The sequence below is a fragment of the Streptomyces sp. NPDC051214 genome (assembly GCF_040682375.1).
Taxonomy (GTDB): domain Bacteria; phylum Actinomycetota; class Actinomycetes; order Streptomycetales; family Streptomycetaceae; genus Streptomyces.
In genome coordinates this window covers 456,212-469,675 of the sequence record NZ_JBFBAT010000004.1, presented here as the reverse complement: position 1 = coordinate 469,675, position 13,464 = coordinate 456,212, and the positions used below count along the sequence as shown (strand labels likewise).

Here is a 13,464-nt window from a genome sequence, read left to right as displayed (position 1 = left end):
CTTGAAGTTCACATACAAGAATGGATGGCCCTTCGCATGGCTGACACCCCCACACCCGTGCGCCACCACCGCAGACCCCGCACGGCAGTCCTCGCGACCCTCGCCACCGTGGTGACCGCACTGGTCGCCGCCCTCCTGGCCTGGCCCGGCGCAGAGCGCGCCGACGCCGCGCCCAGCACCTTCGCGCACCCCGGAGTCACCGTCTCCCGCGGGCAGTTGGACTTCACCAGGGAGAAGGTCAACGCCGGCGCCCAGCCCTGGAAGGGCGCCTACGACCAGATGATGGGGAGCAAGTACGCCTCCCTGTCGCGCACACCGAAGCCCCGCGCGGTCGTCGAGTGCGGCTCCTACTCCGACCCCAACTACGGGTGCACCGACGAGCGCGAGGACGCGATAGCCGCCTACACCACGGCCCTCGCCTGGTACATCACCCGTGACGACCGCTACGCCAAGAAGTCCATCGAGCTGATGGACGCCTGGTCCGGCACGATCAAGGACCACACCAACAGCAACGCCCCGCTGCAGACCGGCTGGGCGGGATCGTCCTGGCCCAGGGCCGCCGAGATCATCAAGCACACGTACACCGGCGGCTGGAGCAACGCGGGCCGCTTCGCGACGATGCTGCGCACCGTCTACCTGCCCGAGATCATCAACGGCTCCAACTCCAACGGGAACTGGGAGCTGTCGATGATGGAGGCCGCCATCGGCATCTCCGTCTTCATCGAGGACAAGGGGTCCTACGACAAGGCGATGGCGAAGTTCCGCACGCGCACCGCCGCGTACATCTATCTCGCCTCCGACGGCGCGCTGCCCAAGACCGTCCCCAGCCAGAACCTGGACACCCGCGCCAAGATCGTCAAGTACTGGCAGGGGCAGGGCACCTTCACCACCGGGCTCTCCCAGGAGACGTGCCGCGACTTCACCCACACCGGATACGGGCTCTCCGCGATTTCCCATGTCGCCGAGACCAGCCGCATCCAGGGCGACGACCTCTACAAGACGGACGTCGGCGAGCGGCTGCGCCAGGGCCTCGGCTTCCACGCCAAGTACGAGCTGGGCGAGGCCCCGCCGAGCTCGCTCTGCGGCGGATCGGTCCACCGTGGCTTCGGGCCCGTCACCGAGGTCGGCTACAACGCGCTCCACAACCGCCTCGGCCACGCCATGAGCAACACCCAGAAGCTCACCGAGAAGAACCGCCCGGCAGGTTCCAACAACCTGTTCGTCGCCTGGGAGACCCTGACCCACGCGGACAACCCGAGCTGATACGGACCTTGTTGGGCCGGGCGAGCGGTGACCATACTGGCGCCCGGCCCCACAGGGCCGCACGGGGGGAGTGGGCATGACCGAGGACGCGATCGTCGTCGAGGACCTGCACCGTACGTACGGCAGCGGCGCGTCCGCCGTGCACGCCCTGCGCGGCGTCTCCTTCGCCGTCCCGCGCGGTGAGCTCCTCGCCCTGAAGGGGCGGTCGGGGTCCGGCAAGACCACGCTGCTCAACCTCGTCGGCGGGCTCGACACCCCGGACGCGGGCAAGATCACCGTGGAAGGGCTCGCACTCGCGGGGCTCGGCGAGGACGGCCTCCTGGAACTGCGCCGCGACCGCGTCGGCTTCATCTTCCAGTCCTTCGGGCTCATCCCGATCCTCACCGCCGCCGAGAATGTCGGCGTACCCCTTCGGCTCCGAAAGACCGACCCCCACGCGCGCGAGGAGCGCGTCGCACTGCTGCTCGCCCTCGTCGGTCTGTCCGACCACGCGGAGCAGCGGCCGGGCGAGCTCTCCGGAGGCCAGCAGCAGCGCGTGGCGATCGCCCGCGCGCTCGCCAACAAGCCCTCCCTGCTCATCGCCGACGAGCCCACCGGGCAGCTGGACGCCGAGACCGGGCTCGGCGTGATGGAGCTGCTGCGTGCCGTCGTCCGCGGCGAGGGCGTCACCGCCCTGGTCGCCACGCACGACGCGGCGCTGCTCGACCTCGCCGACCGGGTCCTGGAACTGCGCGACGGCGAGATCGTCGGGCGCTGATCCCGGCCCCCGCAGTATCGATGCCCGTGGCCCGCCACATCAGGGTTGTGTCAAGGTGCGCCCACGGGCGCACCTTCGTCCGTTTTGCGGGAAATGTTGGCCGTAAGGTCGACGCTGCGTACACAGCAGTTTCGGGAAGACAATGGGGCCATGGCACGCGGCAAGCTTCGGATATACCTCGGTTCGGCACCGGGCGTCGGCAAGACGTACGCGATGCTGTCCGAGGCGCACCGCCGCATCGAGCGCGGCACCGACTGCGTGGTGGCCTTCGTGGAGCATCACGACAGGCCGCGCACCGAGGTGATGCTGCACGGCCTGGAGCAGGTGCCCCGCACGCAGCTCGACCACCGCGGCACCTTCTTCACCGAGATGGACGTCGACGCCGTCCTGCGGCGCGCGCCCGCCGTCGCCCTCGTGGACGAACTGGCGCACACGAACGTCCCCGGCTCGCGCAACGCCAAGCGCTGGCAGGACGTCGAGGAACTCCTCGCCGCGGGCATCGACGTCGTGTCGACCGTGAACATCCAGCACCTGGAGTCCCTCGGTGACGTCGTCGAGTCGATCACCGGCGTGCGCCAGCGCGAGACCGTGCCGGACGAAGTGGTGCGGCGCGCGGACCAGATCGAGCTCGTCGACATGTCGCCACAGGCGCTGCGCCGCCGCATGGCCCACGGCAACATCTACAAGCCCGACCGGGTCGACGCGGCCCTCTCCAACTACTTCCGGCCCGGCAACCTCACCGCCCTGCGCGAGCTGGCGCTCCTCTGGGTCGCCGACCGGGTCGACGAGTACCTCCAGCAGTACCGCGGCGAGCACGACATCCGCTCCACCTGGCAGGCCCGCGAGCGCATAGCCGTCGGCCTCACCGGCGGCCCCGAGGGCCGTACGCTGATCCGCCGCGCTTCCCGGATGGCCGCCAAGGGCTCCGGCAGCGAGATCCTGGCCGTCTACATCGCCCGCAGCGACGGCCTGACCGCGGCCTCGCCCAAGGAGCTCGCGGTCCAGCGCACCCTGGTGGAGGACCTGGGCGGCACCTTCCACCACGTCATCGGCGACGACATACCGGCCGCGCTGCTCGACTTCGCCCGCGGCGTCAACGCCACCCAGATCGTCCTCGGCTCCTCGCGCCGCAAGACCTGGCAGTACATCTTCGGACCCGGCGTCGGCGCGACGGTGGCCCGCGAATCGGGCCCCGACCTGGACGTCCACATCGTCACGCACGACGAGGTCGCCAAGGGCCGCGGCCTGCCCGTGGCGCGCGGGGCACGGCTCGGCCGGTCCCGGAGCATCTGGGGCTGGCTGGTGGGCGTGGGCGGCCCCGCGCTCCTGACGCTGCTCCTCACCCATGTCGACGCGGACCTGGGTCTCGCCAACGACATGCTGCTGTTCCTGACGCTCACCGTCGCCGCCGCGCTGCTCGGCGGTCTGCTGCCTGCCCTGGCCTCGGCGGCGTTCGGCTCGCTGCTCCTGAACTACTACTTCACGCCGCCGCAGCACCTGTGGACGATCTCCGACTCCAAGAACATCGTCGCGATCGTCGTCTTCGTGGGCGTCGCCATCTCCGTCGCCTCCGTCGTGGACCTCGCCGCCCGCCGCACCCACCAGGCCGCGAGGCTGCGCGCGGAGTCGGAGATACTCTCCTTCCTCGCGGGCAGCGTGCTGCGCGGCGAGACCTCGCTCGACGCCCTTCTGGAGCGCGTACGCGAGACCTTCAGCATGGACTCGGTGGCCCTCCTGGAGCGGGCGAGCGACGTCGCCCCCTGGACCTGCGCGGGCCGGGTCGGCGAGGGCCGCACGCTGCAGCGCCCGGAGGACGCGGACGTGGACATGCCGGTCGGCGACCACATGGCGCTCGCCCTGTCCGGCCGGGTGCTGCCCGCCGAGGACCGCAGGGTCCTCGCCGCGTTCGCCGCGCAGGCCGCCGTGGTCCTCGACCGCCAGCGCCTGCGGGACGAGGCACAGCAGGCCCGCACCCTCGCCGAGGGCAACCGCATCCGCACCGCGCTGCTCGCGGCCGTCAGCCACGACCTGCGGACGCCCCTCGCGGGCATCAAGGCCGCCGTCACCTCCCTGCGCTCCGACGACGTGGCCTGGTCCGAGGAAGATCAGGCCGAGCTCCTCGAAGGCATCGAGGACGGCGCCGACCGCCTGGACCACCTGGTCGGCAACCTCCTGGACATGTCACGGCTGCAGACCGGCACCGTCACACCGCTGATCCGCGCGATCGACCTCGACGAGGTCGTCCCGATGGCCCTCGGCGGCGTCCCCGACGGCAGCGCGGACCTCGACATCCCCGAGACGCTGCCCATGGTCTCCGTGGACAAGGGCCTCCTGGAGCGCGCGGTCGCCAACATCGTCGAGAACGCGGTCAAGTACAGCCGCGCCGCCGAACCGGTCCTGGTCTCCGCGAGCACGCTCGGCGACCGCGTCGAACTGCGGGTCGTGGACCGTGGCCCCGGCGTCCCCGATGCCGCCAAGGACCGCATCTTCGAGCCCTTCCAGCGCTACGGTGACGCTCCGCGCGGCGCGGGCGTGGGCCTGGGCCTCGCGGTCGCCCGCGGCTTCGTGGAGTCCATGGGCGGCACGCTGGAGGCCGAGGACACCCCCGGCGGCGGCCTCACCATGGTCCTCACCCTGCGGGCGGCGGCGGGCGGACCGCCGGCGCCTCTGGACCTCTCCGCCCAGGCCGTCTCATGACGCCCGGGGCGGCCACCACCGACAAGTCCGAAAGGCAGGTACGCATGACCCGGGTGCTCGTGGTCGACGACGAGCCGCAGATCGTACGCGCCCTCGTGATCAACCTGAAGGCGCGCAAGTACGACGTGGACGCGGCCCCGGACGGAGCCACCGCGCTCCAGCTCGCCGCCGCTCGCCACCCCGACGTGATCGTGCTCGACCTCGGCCTGCCCGACATGGACGGGGTCGAGGTCATCAGGGGCCTGCGCGGCTGGACGCGCGTCCCGATCCTGGTGCTCTCCGCGCGGCACAGCTCGGACGAGAAGGTCGAGGCGCTCGACGCGGGCGCCGACGACTACGTCACCAAGCCCTTCGGCATGGACGAGCTGCTGGCCCGCCTCAGGGCCTCCATCCGCAGGGCCGAGCCCACCGGAGCGGGCGAGGACGACGTGATGGTGGACACGGAGGACTTCACGGTCGACCTGGCCGCCAAGAAGGTCAACCGCGACGGGCGCGACGTACGCCTGACGCCCACCGAATGGCACCTCCTGGAAGTCCTGGTGCGCAACACCGGGCGCCTGGTCAGCCAGAAGCAACTGCTCCAGGAGGTGTGGGGCCCCTCGTACGGTACGGAGACGAACTACCTGCGCGTCTACATGGCGCAGCTGCGCCGCAAGCTGGAGGCGGACCCCGCGCATCCGCGGCACTTCATCACCGAGCCGGGAATGGGTTACAGGTTCGAGCGATGAGTCAAGGGTCAAGGCGGGGCTGAGCGGGCATAAGCACAGATGAGCGCACCCATTGCGGCGCTGTCGGCGACCCCCGGTACGCTTCCTGTATGAGTGCTGTTCCTGGTTCCGAGAAGCCGGCAGGCCGTTTCCGGCGCATGCTCGACCGGCTTTCCTCCTCCCAGGGGGATCTGGAGTCGGAGGAGCTGCGCGAGGACGCCGAGACGGCTGGATGCACCCGTATCGGAGACTGCCACGACCGCCAGATAGTCACGGTTACTGGTACCTTGCGCACGGTCACCCTGCGACCACGCGCCGGCGTACCCGCCCTGGAGGCGGAGCTGTTCGACGGTTCCGCGGCTCTGGACGTGGTGTGGCTCGGCAGGCGCTCCATCGTGGGGATAGAGCCGGGGCGCAGGCTGATCGCGTCCGGCCGGATCTCGATGAGCCGGGGCCGCCGGGTGCTCTTCAACCCGAAATACGAACTCAGACCCCTCGGACGGGAGTAGCCGGTGACGTCCCTCGACAAGCCGACGGACCAAGGAAGCACGGATCAGGACGCCGATTCCCGGGCCGTGACCGAGGCCGCGCTCTTCGAGGCTTTCGGCGGCGTGCGGGGCCTGGTGGAGACCGTCGTCCCGGGCCTCCTCTTCGTGACGATCTTCACGATCAACAAGGACCTGCACATGTCGGCCATCGCGGCCCTCGCGGTGTCCCTGGTGCTCGTGGCGGTCCGCCTCGTCATGAAGGACACCGTCAAGCACGCCTTCAGCGGTGTCTTCGGGGTCGCCTTCGGTGTCGTCTTCGCGATGATGACCGGCAACGCCAAGGACTTCTATCTGCCGGGCATGCTCTACACCCTGGGCCTGGCCCTCGCCTACATCATCACGGCCATCGCGGGCGTCCCGCTGATCGGCCTGATCCTCGGCCCGGTCTTCAAGGAGAACCTCTCCTGGCGGACCCGCAACCCGGGCCGCAAGAAGGCGTACACCAAGGCAAGTTGGGCCTGGGGCCTGATCCTGCTCGCCAAGTGCGCGATCCTCTTCCCGCTCTACTGGTGGGCGGACACCACCCAGTTCGGCTGGGTCCTGATCGCCCTGAAGATCCCGCCGTTCCTGCTCGCCGTCTGGCTGACCTGGGTCTTCCTGGCGAAGGCTCCGCCGCCGATCGACGTGTTCGCCGAGATGGAGGCCGCGGAGAAGGCCGAGGAAGAGCGCAAGACCGCCGCCAGGGGCGAGGTCTAGCAGCCACCTCGCAGAGGCCGGCAGTCACGTCGGAAGGGGGCGCCCGGGATATCCCGGGCGCCCCCTTCCGCGTACGAGCAGACGCGGCGACTAGCTCGCCGCGTCTTCCTTGCGCACCGACAGCAGGTCCTCCAGCTGCTCCTCGCGGGCCTGGGCCGCCACGAAGAGCAGCTCGTCGCCCGCCTCCAGGGAGTCGTCCGGGGTCGGCGCGAGGACGCGCGTGCCGCGGATGATCGTCACCAGCGAGGTGTCCTGGGGCCACTGGACGTCGCCGACCGTGGTGCCCGCGAGCGCCGACTCGGGCGGCAGGGTCAGCTCGACGAGGTTCGCGTCGCCGTGGCTGAAGCGCAGCAGACGTACGAGATCACCGACGCTCACCGCCTCCTCGACGAGCGCGGACATCAGGCGCGGGGTCGAGACCGCGACGTCGACGCCCCAGGACTCGTTGAAGAGCCATTCGTTCTTGGGGTTGTTCACGCGGGCGACGACCCGCGGGACGCCGTACTCGGTCTTCGCGAGCAGCGAGACGACGAGGTTGACCTTGTCGTCGCCGGTCGCGGCGATCACCACGTTGCAGCGCTGGAGCGCCGCCTCGTCGAGCGAGGTGATCTCGCAGGCGTCGGCGAGCAGCCACTCGGCCTGCGGGACGCGCTCGACCGAGATGGCGGTCGGCGCCTTGTCGATGAGCAGAATCTCGTGCCCGTTCTCCAGGAGCTCACCGGCGATGGAACGTCCCACCGCGCCTGCTCCGGCAATGGCGACCCTCATCAGTGACCGCCTTCCTCGGGGCCTTCGGCGAACGCCGCTTCGACCTTCTCGACCTCGTCGGTGCGCATCATCACGTGCACCAGGTCGCCCTCCTGGAGCACCGTCTGCGAGGTCGGCAGGACCGCCTCGCCCAGCCGGGTGAGGAAGGCCACGCGGACGCCGGTCTCCTCCTGCAGCTCACTGATCTTGTGGCCGATCCAGGACGCGGACGCGTGCACCTCGGCGAGCTGTACGCCGCCGGTGGGGTCGCGCCACAGCGGCTCGGCCCCGGAGGGCAGCAGCCTGCGCAGCATCTGGTCGGCGGTCCAGCGGACCGTGGCGACGGTGGGGATGCCGAGGCGCTGGTAGACCTCGGCGCGGCGCGGGTCGTAGATGCGGGCGGCGACGTTCTCGATGCCGAACATCTCGCGGGCCACGCGGGCGGCGATGATGTTCGAGTTGTCGCCGCTGCTGACCGCGGCGAAGGCGCCCGCCTCTTCGATGCCGGACTCGCGCAGGGTGTCCTGGTCGAAGCCGATGCCGGTGACGCGGCGGCCGCCGAAGCCGGAGCCCAGACGGCGGAAGGCGGTGGGGTCCTGGTCGATCACGGCGACCGTGTGCCCCTGTTGTTCCAGGGTCTGCGCGAGAGCGGATCCGACTCTCCCGCAGCCCATGATGACGATGTGCACGCCCGTCCTTCCGGCTGTGTCAATACTTTTTGCTCAGGCTGAACGGTAAAAGCGTCTCAGACCGACGCCCAAGCTACACACGCACGGTCCGCGGAGGGCACCCCCGTGCACCTGCCGGTGCGCGCGGAGGCGGTACGGGGTCCGGGGCGGGGGGTCAGTCCACGCTGCGCAGCAGGCCCTCGACGTTCTTGAGCCGGTAGCTGAGCTCGACGATCTGCAGCCGCGCCGCCTCCTGCTCGGACCTGGCGCGTTCGACGACCTCGCGGTACTGCTCCATCGCCTCGGCCCACTGGCGGTCACGCTCGCGGTTGCGCTGCGACTGGAAGTAGGCGACCGACACGACCGCGCCGGCGAGTATCAGGAAGAAGGCGACCGGGATGATCACGTCGTCCATTAAGACCCCTCAGGTGAGTGCTGTCCTGCCTCGTCGGACGCGTCCTCCCGGACGGCCGCGAGGATCGTGTCCACGTTCAGGCGCACGTCGAACGGCGCCAGTTCGAAGTACTTGAGTGCCTTGCCGTCATCGGAGAGTTCCAGGCGGCCGACGACGAGACCGGCCTTCTCCAGACGTTCGAGGTGCATGTAGAGCAGGGGCCGGGAGACGCCGAGCCGCCGCGCCAGTTCGCTGACGTACAGCTGCCCCGGGGCGAGCTCGGTGATGATCCGGATCCGCTGGGCGTGGCCGACGGCGGAGAGAAAGGCGAGCAGCTCTTCGCTGTCCATGGCCCGCCTTCGCGCTGGTCCCGAAACCTGTCAGCCAAGACTTACGCATGACGGGAACCACTGTCAATCCGCTCCCGCCCAGCCGCGAATGACAGTTGACGGCTCGTTCCTTCACCTGTCAGTCTCGACTTACACATGAAGGCGTATGAAGCCGCATGAAGGACTGGACGCCAGGAGACGGCGAAGGGGTGGGGATGGTCATGGGGAAGCGATCGGTCACGGTGGGCGTGGCCAGATGGAGCGCGCTGCATCCGGGGCGCGCGATCATCGGCTGGCTGGTGTTCGTGGTGCTCTGCCTGGGAGGCGGCATCGCCACCGGCATGAACAGCGCGAGCAGCGAGGACTACCGCGTGGGGGAGGCGGGGCGCGCCGAGGCCCTGGCGACCGAGGGCGGCGTCCAGTTGCGGCCCACGGAGCAGGTGCTGATCCGCGCCAAGTCGGGGCCGCTGGACAAGGCGGCGGCCGGCGCAGCCGTCAAGGACGTCACCGCCCGGATGAAGTCGCTGCCGGAGGTCGCGTCGGTCGCCGCCCCGGTCCGCTCCGAGGACGGACGCGTCCTGCGGATCCAGGTGGAGCTGAAGGGGCCCGACCAGGACGGCAAGAAGAACGTCGTCCCGCTCCAGGCCCAGACCGAGCAGGTCAAGAAGGCCCACCCGGACCTGGTGATCGAGGAGACCGGCGCCGCCTCGGTGAGCAAGGGCGTCAACGACCAGCGCGGCGAGGACCTCGCCTTCTCCGAGGCGATCACGCTCCCCGTCACGCTGATCACGCTCGCCCTGGTCTTCGGCTCCGTGGTCATGGTCGGCGTACCGCTGCTCCTCGCCATCACCTCGATCATGGCGACCATGGGCCTGGCGATGCTGGCCTCGCAGCTACTGCCCGACACCGGCGTCGGGATGAACATGATCCTGCTCATCGGCATGGCGGTCGGCGTCGACTACACGCTCTTCTACCTCAAGCGTGAGCGCGAGGAACGGGCCCGCGCGGGCGGCCGCCTGACCTCCGAGGCGCTGGTCGAGGCGGCCGCGGCCACCGCGGGCCGCGCGATCGTGGTCTCCGGGCTCGCGGTGATCGTCTCCACCGCCGCCCTCTACCTCGCGGGCGACGTCATCTTCGACTCCCTCGCCACCGGCACCATCCTGGTCGTGGCCGTCGCCGTGGTCAGTTCGGTGACCGTGCTGCCCGCGCTCCTTGTCAAGCTCGGAAAGCGTGCGGACCGCCGGGCGCTGAAGCGGCAGGCGCAGGGCAAGCCGGTGCGGACGTACGGCGAGAAGAAGCCCGGACGGGCCTGGAACGCGCTGCTGGCCCCGGCCCGCAAGCGCCCCGTGCTCACCCTCGGCCTCTCCGTCCTCGTCCTGCTCGGCCTGGCGCTGCCCGCCCTGGACATCGAGCTCAAGGACCCCTCGCGCGACAGCTTCTCGCGCGACATCCCGGCCATGCAGGGGTACGACCGGCTGCTCGACGCCTTCCCCGAGCAGCGCGTCCGGCACCAGGTCGTCGTGCGGGCCGAGGCTTCACAAGCCGGTGCCGTGCGTGAGGCCCTGACGGACCTCGACCGCAGAGCGCAGGCCGACCCGCTGTTCTCGCACTCCTCGGGCACCCCGCTCCTGCGCACCTCGAAGGACCGCAGGACCACCACACTGGAGCTCAACGCGCCGCACGCCACGCACTCCGACAAGGCCGTCGCCACCCTCGACCACCTGCGCGACGACTACCTCCCCGCCACCGTCGGCACCTTGCCCGGGGTGGATACAGCCACCACCGGCGACGTGCCGCGCGGCACGGACTACGTGGACCACCAGAACGAGAAGCTGCCGCTCGTTCTCGGTTTCCTGCTCCTGATGACCTTCGTCATGACGGTCATCGCGTTCCGCTCGGTCGTCCTCGGGCTGCTCGGCATCGTGCTCAACCTGCTCTCCGCGGCCTCCGCGCTCGGACTGCTCGTCCTGGTCTTCCAGGGGCAGTGGGCCGAGGAACTGCTCTCGTTCGTCTCGCTCGGCGGGATCTCCTCGCGGGTGCCGCTCTTCCTCATCGTGATCCTCTTCGGGCTCTCGATGGACTACCAGGTGTTCGTCGTCAGCCGGATCAGGGAGGCCGCCCTGAACGGCGTACCCACCCGGCAGGCCGTCATCGAGGGCATCGGCTCATCGGCCAAGGTCGTCACCAGCGCCGCGATCGTCATGGTCACCGTCTTCGCGAGCTTCGTGATGCTGCACATCCTGGAGATGAAGCAGATGGGCTTCGTCCTCGCGGCGGCCGTCCTGCTCGACGCGTTCGTGATCCGCATCATGATCCTGCCGGCGGCGCTGCTGCTCCTCGGGCGAGCCACCTGGTGGCCCTCGCGCGCCATCCACCGCGCCGAGCAGCGGGCGGCCGAGCGGTACGGGGCGCGGGGCGTGCCGGAGGCACCGCAGACCGCCGACGGCCGTCCGCTTTCCGGGCATCGGGCGGAGCCCCCGGCGGCGCGTCACGGCTAACCGGCGCGGTTAGGGGGTGGTGGGTGGGCGGGCACCCAATCGAACGCTTACGATCCTCTGCGTGTCCAAACTGACCGACGTGCCCAAACGGATCCTCATCGGGCGCGCACTGCGCAGCGACCGGCTCGGAGAAACCCTCCTGCCGAAGCGCATCGCTCTACCCGTGTTCGCGTCCGACCCGCTCTCCTCCGTGGCCTATGCACCGGGAGAAGTGCTCCTCGTCCTCTCGATCGCGGGTGTGTCGGCGTACCACTTCAGCCCCTGGATCGCTGTCGCGGTCGTCGTGCTGATGTTCACCGTCGTCGCGTCGTACCGGCAGAACGTGCACGCCTACCCGAGTGGTGGTGGCGACTACGAGGTCGCCAACACCAACCTCGGCCCCAAGGCCGGCCTCACCGTCGCGAGCGCCCTGCTCGTCGACTACGTCCTGACCGTGGCGGTGTCGATCTCCTCCGGCATCGAGAACCTCGGCTCGGCGATCCCGTTCGTCGTCGAGCACAAGGTCCTGTGCGCCGTCGCCGTCATCGTGCTCCTCACGGTGATGAACCTGCGCGGCGTGAAGGAGTCCGGAAAGCTCTTCGCCATCCCGACGTACGTCTTCGTGGCCGGCGTCTTCATCATGATCGCCTGGGGTGCCTATCGGGGCATCGTCCTCGACGAGACGATGAAGGCGCCCACCGCGGACTACGTGATCAAGCCCGAGCACGAGGGACTCGCGGGCTTCGCCCTCGTCTTCCTGCTCCTGCGGGCCTTCTCCTCCGGCTGTGCCGCACTCACCGGCGTCGAGGCGATCAGCAACGGCGTCCCGGCCTTCCGCAAGCCCAAGAGCAAGAACGCCGCGAGCACCCTGGCCCTGATGGGTGCCCTCGCCGTCACCATGTTCTGCGGCATCATCGCGCTCGCCATGACGACCAAGGTCCGCATGGCGGAGTACCCGGGCAAGGACCTCTTCCACAACGGGGTGCCGGTCGGTTCCGACTACGTCCAGAACCCGGTGATCTCCCAGGTAGCCGAGGCCGTCTTCGGCAACGGAAGCTTCCTATTCATCGTCCTGGCCGCCGCCACCGCGCTTGTCCTCTTCCTCGCGGCCAACACGGCGTACAACGGCTTCCCGCTGCTCGGCTCGATCCTCGCGCAGGACCGCTACCTGCCGCGTCAGCTGCACACCCGCGGCGACCGGCTCGCCTTCTCCAACGGCATCGTGCTGCTCGCGGGCGCCGCGGCCCTCCTGGTCGTCATCTACGGCGCCGACTCGACCCGCCTGATCCAGCTCTACATCGTCGGCGTCTTCGTCTCCTTCACGCTCAGCCAGATCGGCATGGTCCGGCACTGGAACCGCCATCTGCGCAAGGAGAAGGACCAGGCCAAGCGGCGCCACATGATCCGCTCGCGGGCGATCAACACCTTCGGCGCCTTCTTCACGGGCATGGTCCTGGTCGTCGTACTCGTCACGAAGTTCACGCACGGCGCGTGGGTCGCCCTGCTCGGCATGGTGATCTTCTACGCGACGATGTCCGCGATCCGCCGCCACTACGACCGCGTCGCCGAGGAGATCGCCGCCCCGGACACCCCGTCCGACGACAGCGTGCGGCCCTCGCGCGTGCACTCCATCGTCCTGGTCTCCAAGATCCACCGGCCGACGCTGCGCGCCCTGGCCTACGCCAAGCTGATGCGCTCGGACACGCTCGAAGCGCTGAGCATCAACGTCGACCCGGCGGAGACCAAGGCCCTGCGGGCCGAGTGGGACCGGCGCGGCATCACCGTCCCGCTGAAGATCCTCGACTCGCCCTACCGCGAGATCACCCGGCCGATCATCGAGTACGTCAAGGGCCTGCGCAAGGAGAGCCCGCGCGACGTGGTCAGCGTGATCATCCCGGAGTACGTGGTGGGTCACTGGTACGAGCACCTGCTGCACAACCAGAGCGCGCTCCGGCTCAAGGGCCGCCTGCTCTTCACTCCCGGTGTGATGGTCACCTCCGTCCCCTACCAGCTCGACTCCTCCGAGGCCGCGAAGAAGCGGGCCCGCAAGCGGTCGGAGTGGAACGCTCCGGGTGCGGTGCGCCGGGGCCCGGTGGAGAAGCGCCCCAAGGAGCCGAGCAACAAGGCCTGACCCCCGCGGTTGGTGAGCGGCCGGACGACACCCACGTAGACTGGTGGGCT

The 13,464-nt window shown here is 69.7% G+C and carries 12 protein-coding genes; 8 read left to right on the top strand and 4 right to left on the bottom strand.

Translation table 11 applies throughout. The features are described from left to right. Positions 1 to 36 precede the first annotated feature (36 nt). The 6 genes from AB0M70_RS13280 (at position 37) to AB0M70_RS13255 (ending at position 6,668) form a co-directional block, all read left to right on the top strand. The gene (locus tag AB0M70_RS13280; RefSeq protein WP_365819551.1) at positions 37 to 1,263 is read left to right on the top strand and encodes an alginate lyase family protein; all 1,227 of its coding nucleotides are present in this window, start codon (positions 37 to 39) and stop codon (positions 1,261 to 1,263) included. Positions 1,264 to 1,339: 76 nt separating this feature from the next. Next, entirely contained in the window at positions 1,340 to 2,020 is a 681-nt protein-coding gene (locus AB0M70_RS13275) for an ABC transporter ATP-binding protein (protein ID WP_365819549.1), read from the top strand. Positions 2,021 to 2,170: 150 nt separating this feature from the next. Next, positions 2,171 to 4,717 carry a sensor histidine kinase KdpD gene (locus AB0M70_RS13270; RefSeq protein WP_365819547.1) on the top strand — a complete coding sequence of 849 codons (2,547 nt, stop codon included), beginning with the start codon at positions 2,171 to 2,173 and terminating at the stop codon, positions 4,715 to 4,717. A gap of 44 nt (positions 4,718 to 4,761) precedes the next feature. Further along, positions 4,762 to 5,445, top strand: a complete 684-nt coding sequence (locus AB0M70_RS13265) for a response regulator (RefSeq protein ID WP_249592796.1) — start codon at positions 4,762 to 4,764, stop codon at positions 5,443 to 5,445. A gap of 89 nt (positions 5,446 to 5,534) precedes the next feature. Next, complete coding sequence (locus AB0M70_RS13260; protein WP_365819545.1) at positions 5,535 to 5,933, top strand: OB-fold nucleic acid binding domain-containing protein; 399 nt, start codon at positions 5,535 to 5,537, stop codon at positions 5,931 to 5,933. A 3-nt stretch (positions 5,934 to 5,936) separates the two neighbouring features. Further along, positions 5,937 to 6,668, top strand: coding sequence for a DUF3159 domain-containing protein (locus tag AB0M70_RS13255; protein ID WP_365819543.1), 732 nt, complete (start codon positions 5,937 to 5,939; stop codon positions 6,666 to 6,668). Between the two features lie 90 nt (positions 6,669 to 6,758). Here AB0M70_RS13255 and AB0M70_RS13250 read toward each other — a convergent pair whose 3' ends face one another. The 4 genes from AB0M70_RS13250 to AB0M70_RS13235 all read right to left on the bottom strand — a co-directional run bounded on the left by AB0M70_RS13250 (position 6,759) and on the right by AB0M70_RS13235 (position 8,827). Next, on the bottom strand, positions 6,759 to 7,436 hold the full coding sequence (locus AB0M70_RS13250) for a TrkA family potassium uptake protein (RefSeq protein ID WP_363209917.1): 678 nt from the start codon (positions 7,434 to 7,436) through the stop codon (positions 6,759 to 6,761). Further along, on the bottom strand, positions 7,436 to 8,104 hold the full coding sequence (locus AB0M70_RS13245; RefSeq protein ID WP_365819541.1) for a TrkA family potassium uptake protein: 669 nt from the start codon (positions 8,102 to 8,104) through the stop codon (positions 7,436 to 7,438). Before AB0M70_RS13245 ends, AB0M70_RS13250 begins: the two co-directional genes overlap by 1 nt. 154 nt (positions 8,105 to 8,258) lie before the next feature. Then, positions 8,259 to 8,498, bottom strand: a complete 240-nt coding sequence (locus tag AB0M70_RS13240) for a hypothetical protein (RefSeq protein WP_190082440.1) — start codon at positions 8,496 to 8,498, stop codon at positions 8,259 to 8,261. Then, the gene (locus AB0M70_RS13235; RefSeq protein WP_363209915.1) at positions 8,498 to 8,827 is read right to left on the bottom strand and encodes a winged helix-turn-helix domain-containing protein; all 330 of its coding nucleotides are present in this window, start codon (positions 8,825 to 8,827) and stop codon (positions 8,498 to 8,500) included. The genes AB0M70_RS13240 and AB0M70_RS13235 overlap by 1 nt, the downstream gene beginning before the upstream one ends. 200 nt (positions 8,828 to 9,027) lie before the next feature. Between AB0M70_RS13235 and AB0M70_RS13230 the strand changes: the two genes are divergently transcribed. Then, complete coding sequence (locus AB0M70_RS13230; protein WP_365819538.1) at positions 9,028 to 11,304, top strand: MMPL family transporter; 2,277 nt, start codon at positions 9,028 to 9,030, stop codon at positions 11,302 to 11,304. A gap of 61 nt (positions 11,305 to 11,365) precedes the next feature. Next, positions 11,366 to 13,414 (top strand): APC family permease, encoded by a 2,049-nt coding sequence (locus tag AB0M70_RS13225; RefSeq protein WP_365819536.1) that lies wholly within the window; start codon positions 11,366 to 11,368, stop codon positions 13,412 to 13,414. The last annotated feature ends 50 nt before the right edge of the window (positions 13,415 to 13,464 follow it).

Bases quoted from the DNA above. Each gene is read 5' to 3' on its own strand.
- AB0M70_RS13240 (WP_190082440.1), bottom strand. From the start codon at position 8,498: ATGGACGACGTGATCATCCCGGTCGCCTTCTTCCTGATACTCGCCGGC.
- AB0M70_RS13230 (WP_365819538.1), top strand. From the start codon at position 9,028: ATGGGGAAGCGATCGGTCACGGTGGGCGTGGCCAGATGGAGCGCGCTG.
- AB0M70_RS13235 (WP_363209915.1), bottom strand. From the start codon at position 8,827: ATGGACAGCGAAGAGCTGCTCGCCTTTCTCTCCGCCGTCGGCCACGCC.
- AB0M70_RS13260 (WP_365819545.1), top strand. From the start codon at position 5,535: ATGAGTGCTGTTCCTGGTTCCGAGAAGCCGGCAGGCCGTTTCCGGCGC.
- AB0M70_RS13270 (WP_365819547.1), top strand. From the start codon at position 2,171: ATGGCACGCGGCAAGCTTCGGATATACCTCGGTTCGGCACCGGGCGTC.
- AB0M70_RS13250 (WP_363209917.1), bottom strand. From the start codon at position 7,436: ATGAGGGTCGCCATTGCCGGAGCAGGCGCGGTGGGACGTTCCATCGCC.
- AB0M70_RS13265 (WP_249592796.1), top strand. From the start codon at position 4,762: ATGACCCGGGTGCTCGTGGTCGACGACGAGCCGCAGATCGTACGCGCC.
- AB0M70_RS13280 (WP_365819551.1), top strand. From the start codon at position 37: ATGGCTGACACCCCCACACCCGTGCGCCACCACCGCAGACCCCGCACG.
- AB0M70_RS13275 (WP_365819549.1), top strand. From the start codon at position 1,340: ATGACCGAGGACGCGATCGTCGTCGAGGACCTGCACCGTACGTACGGC.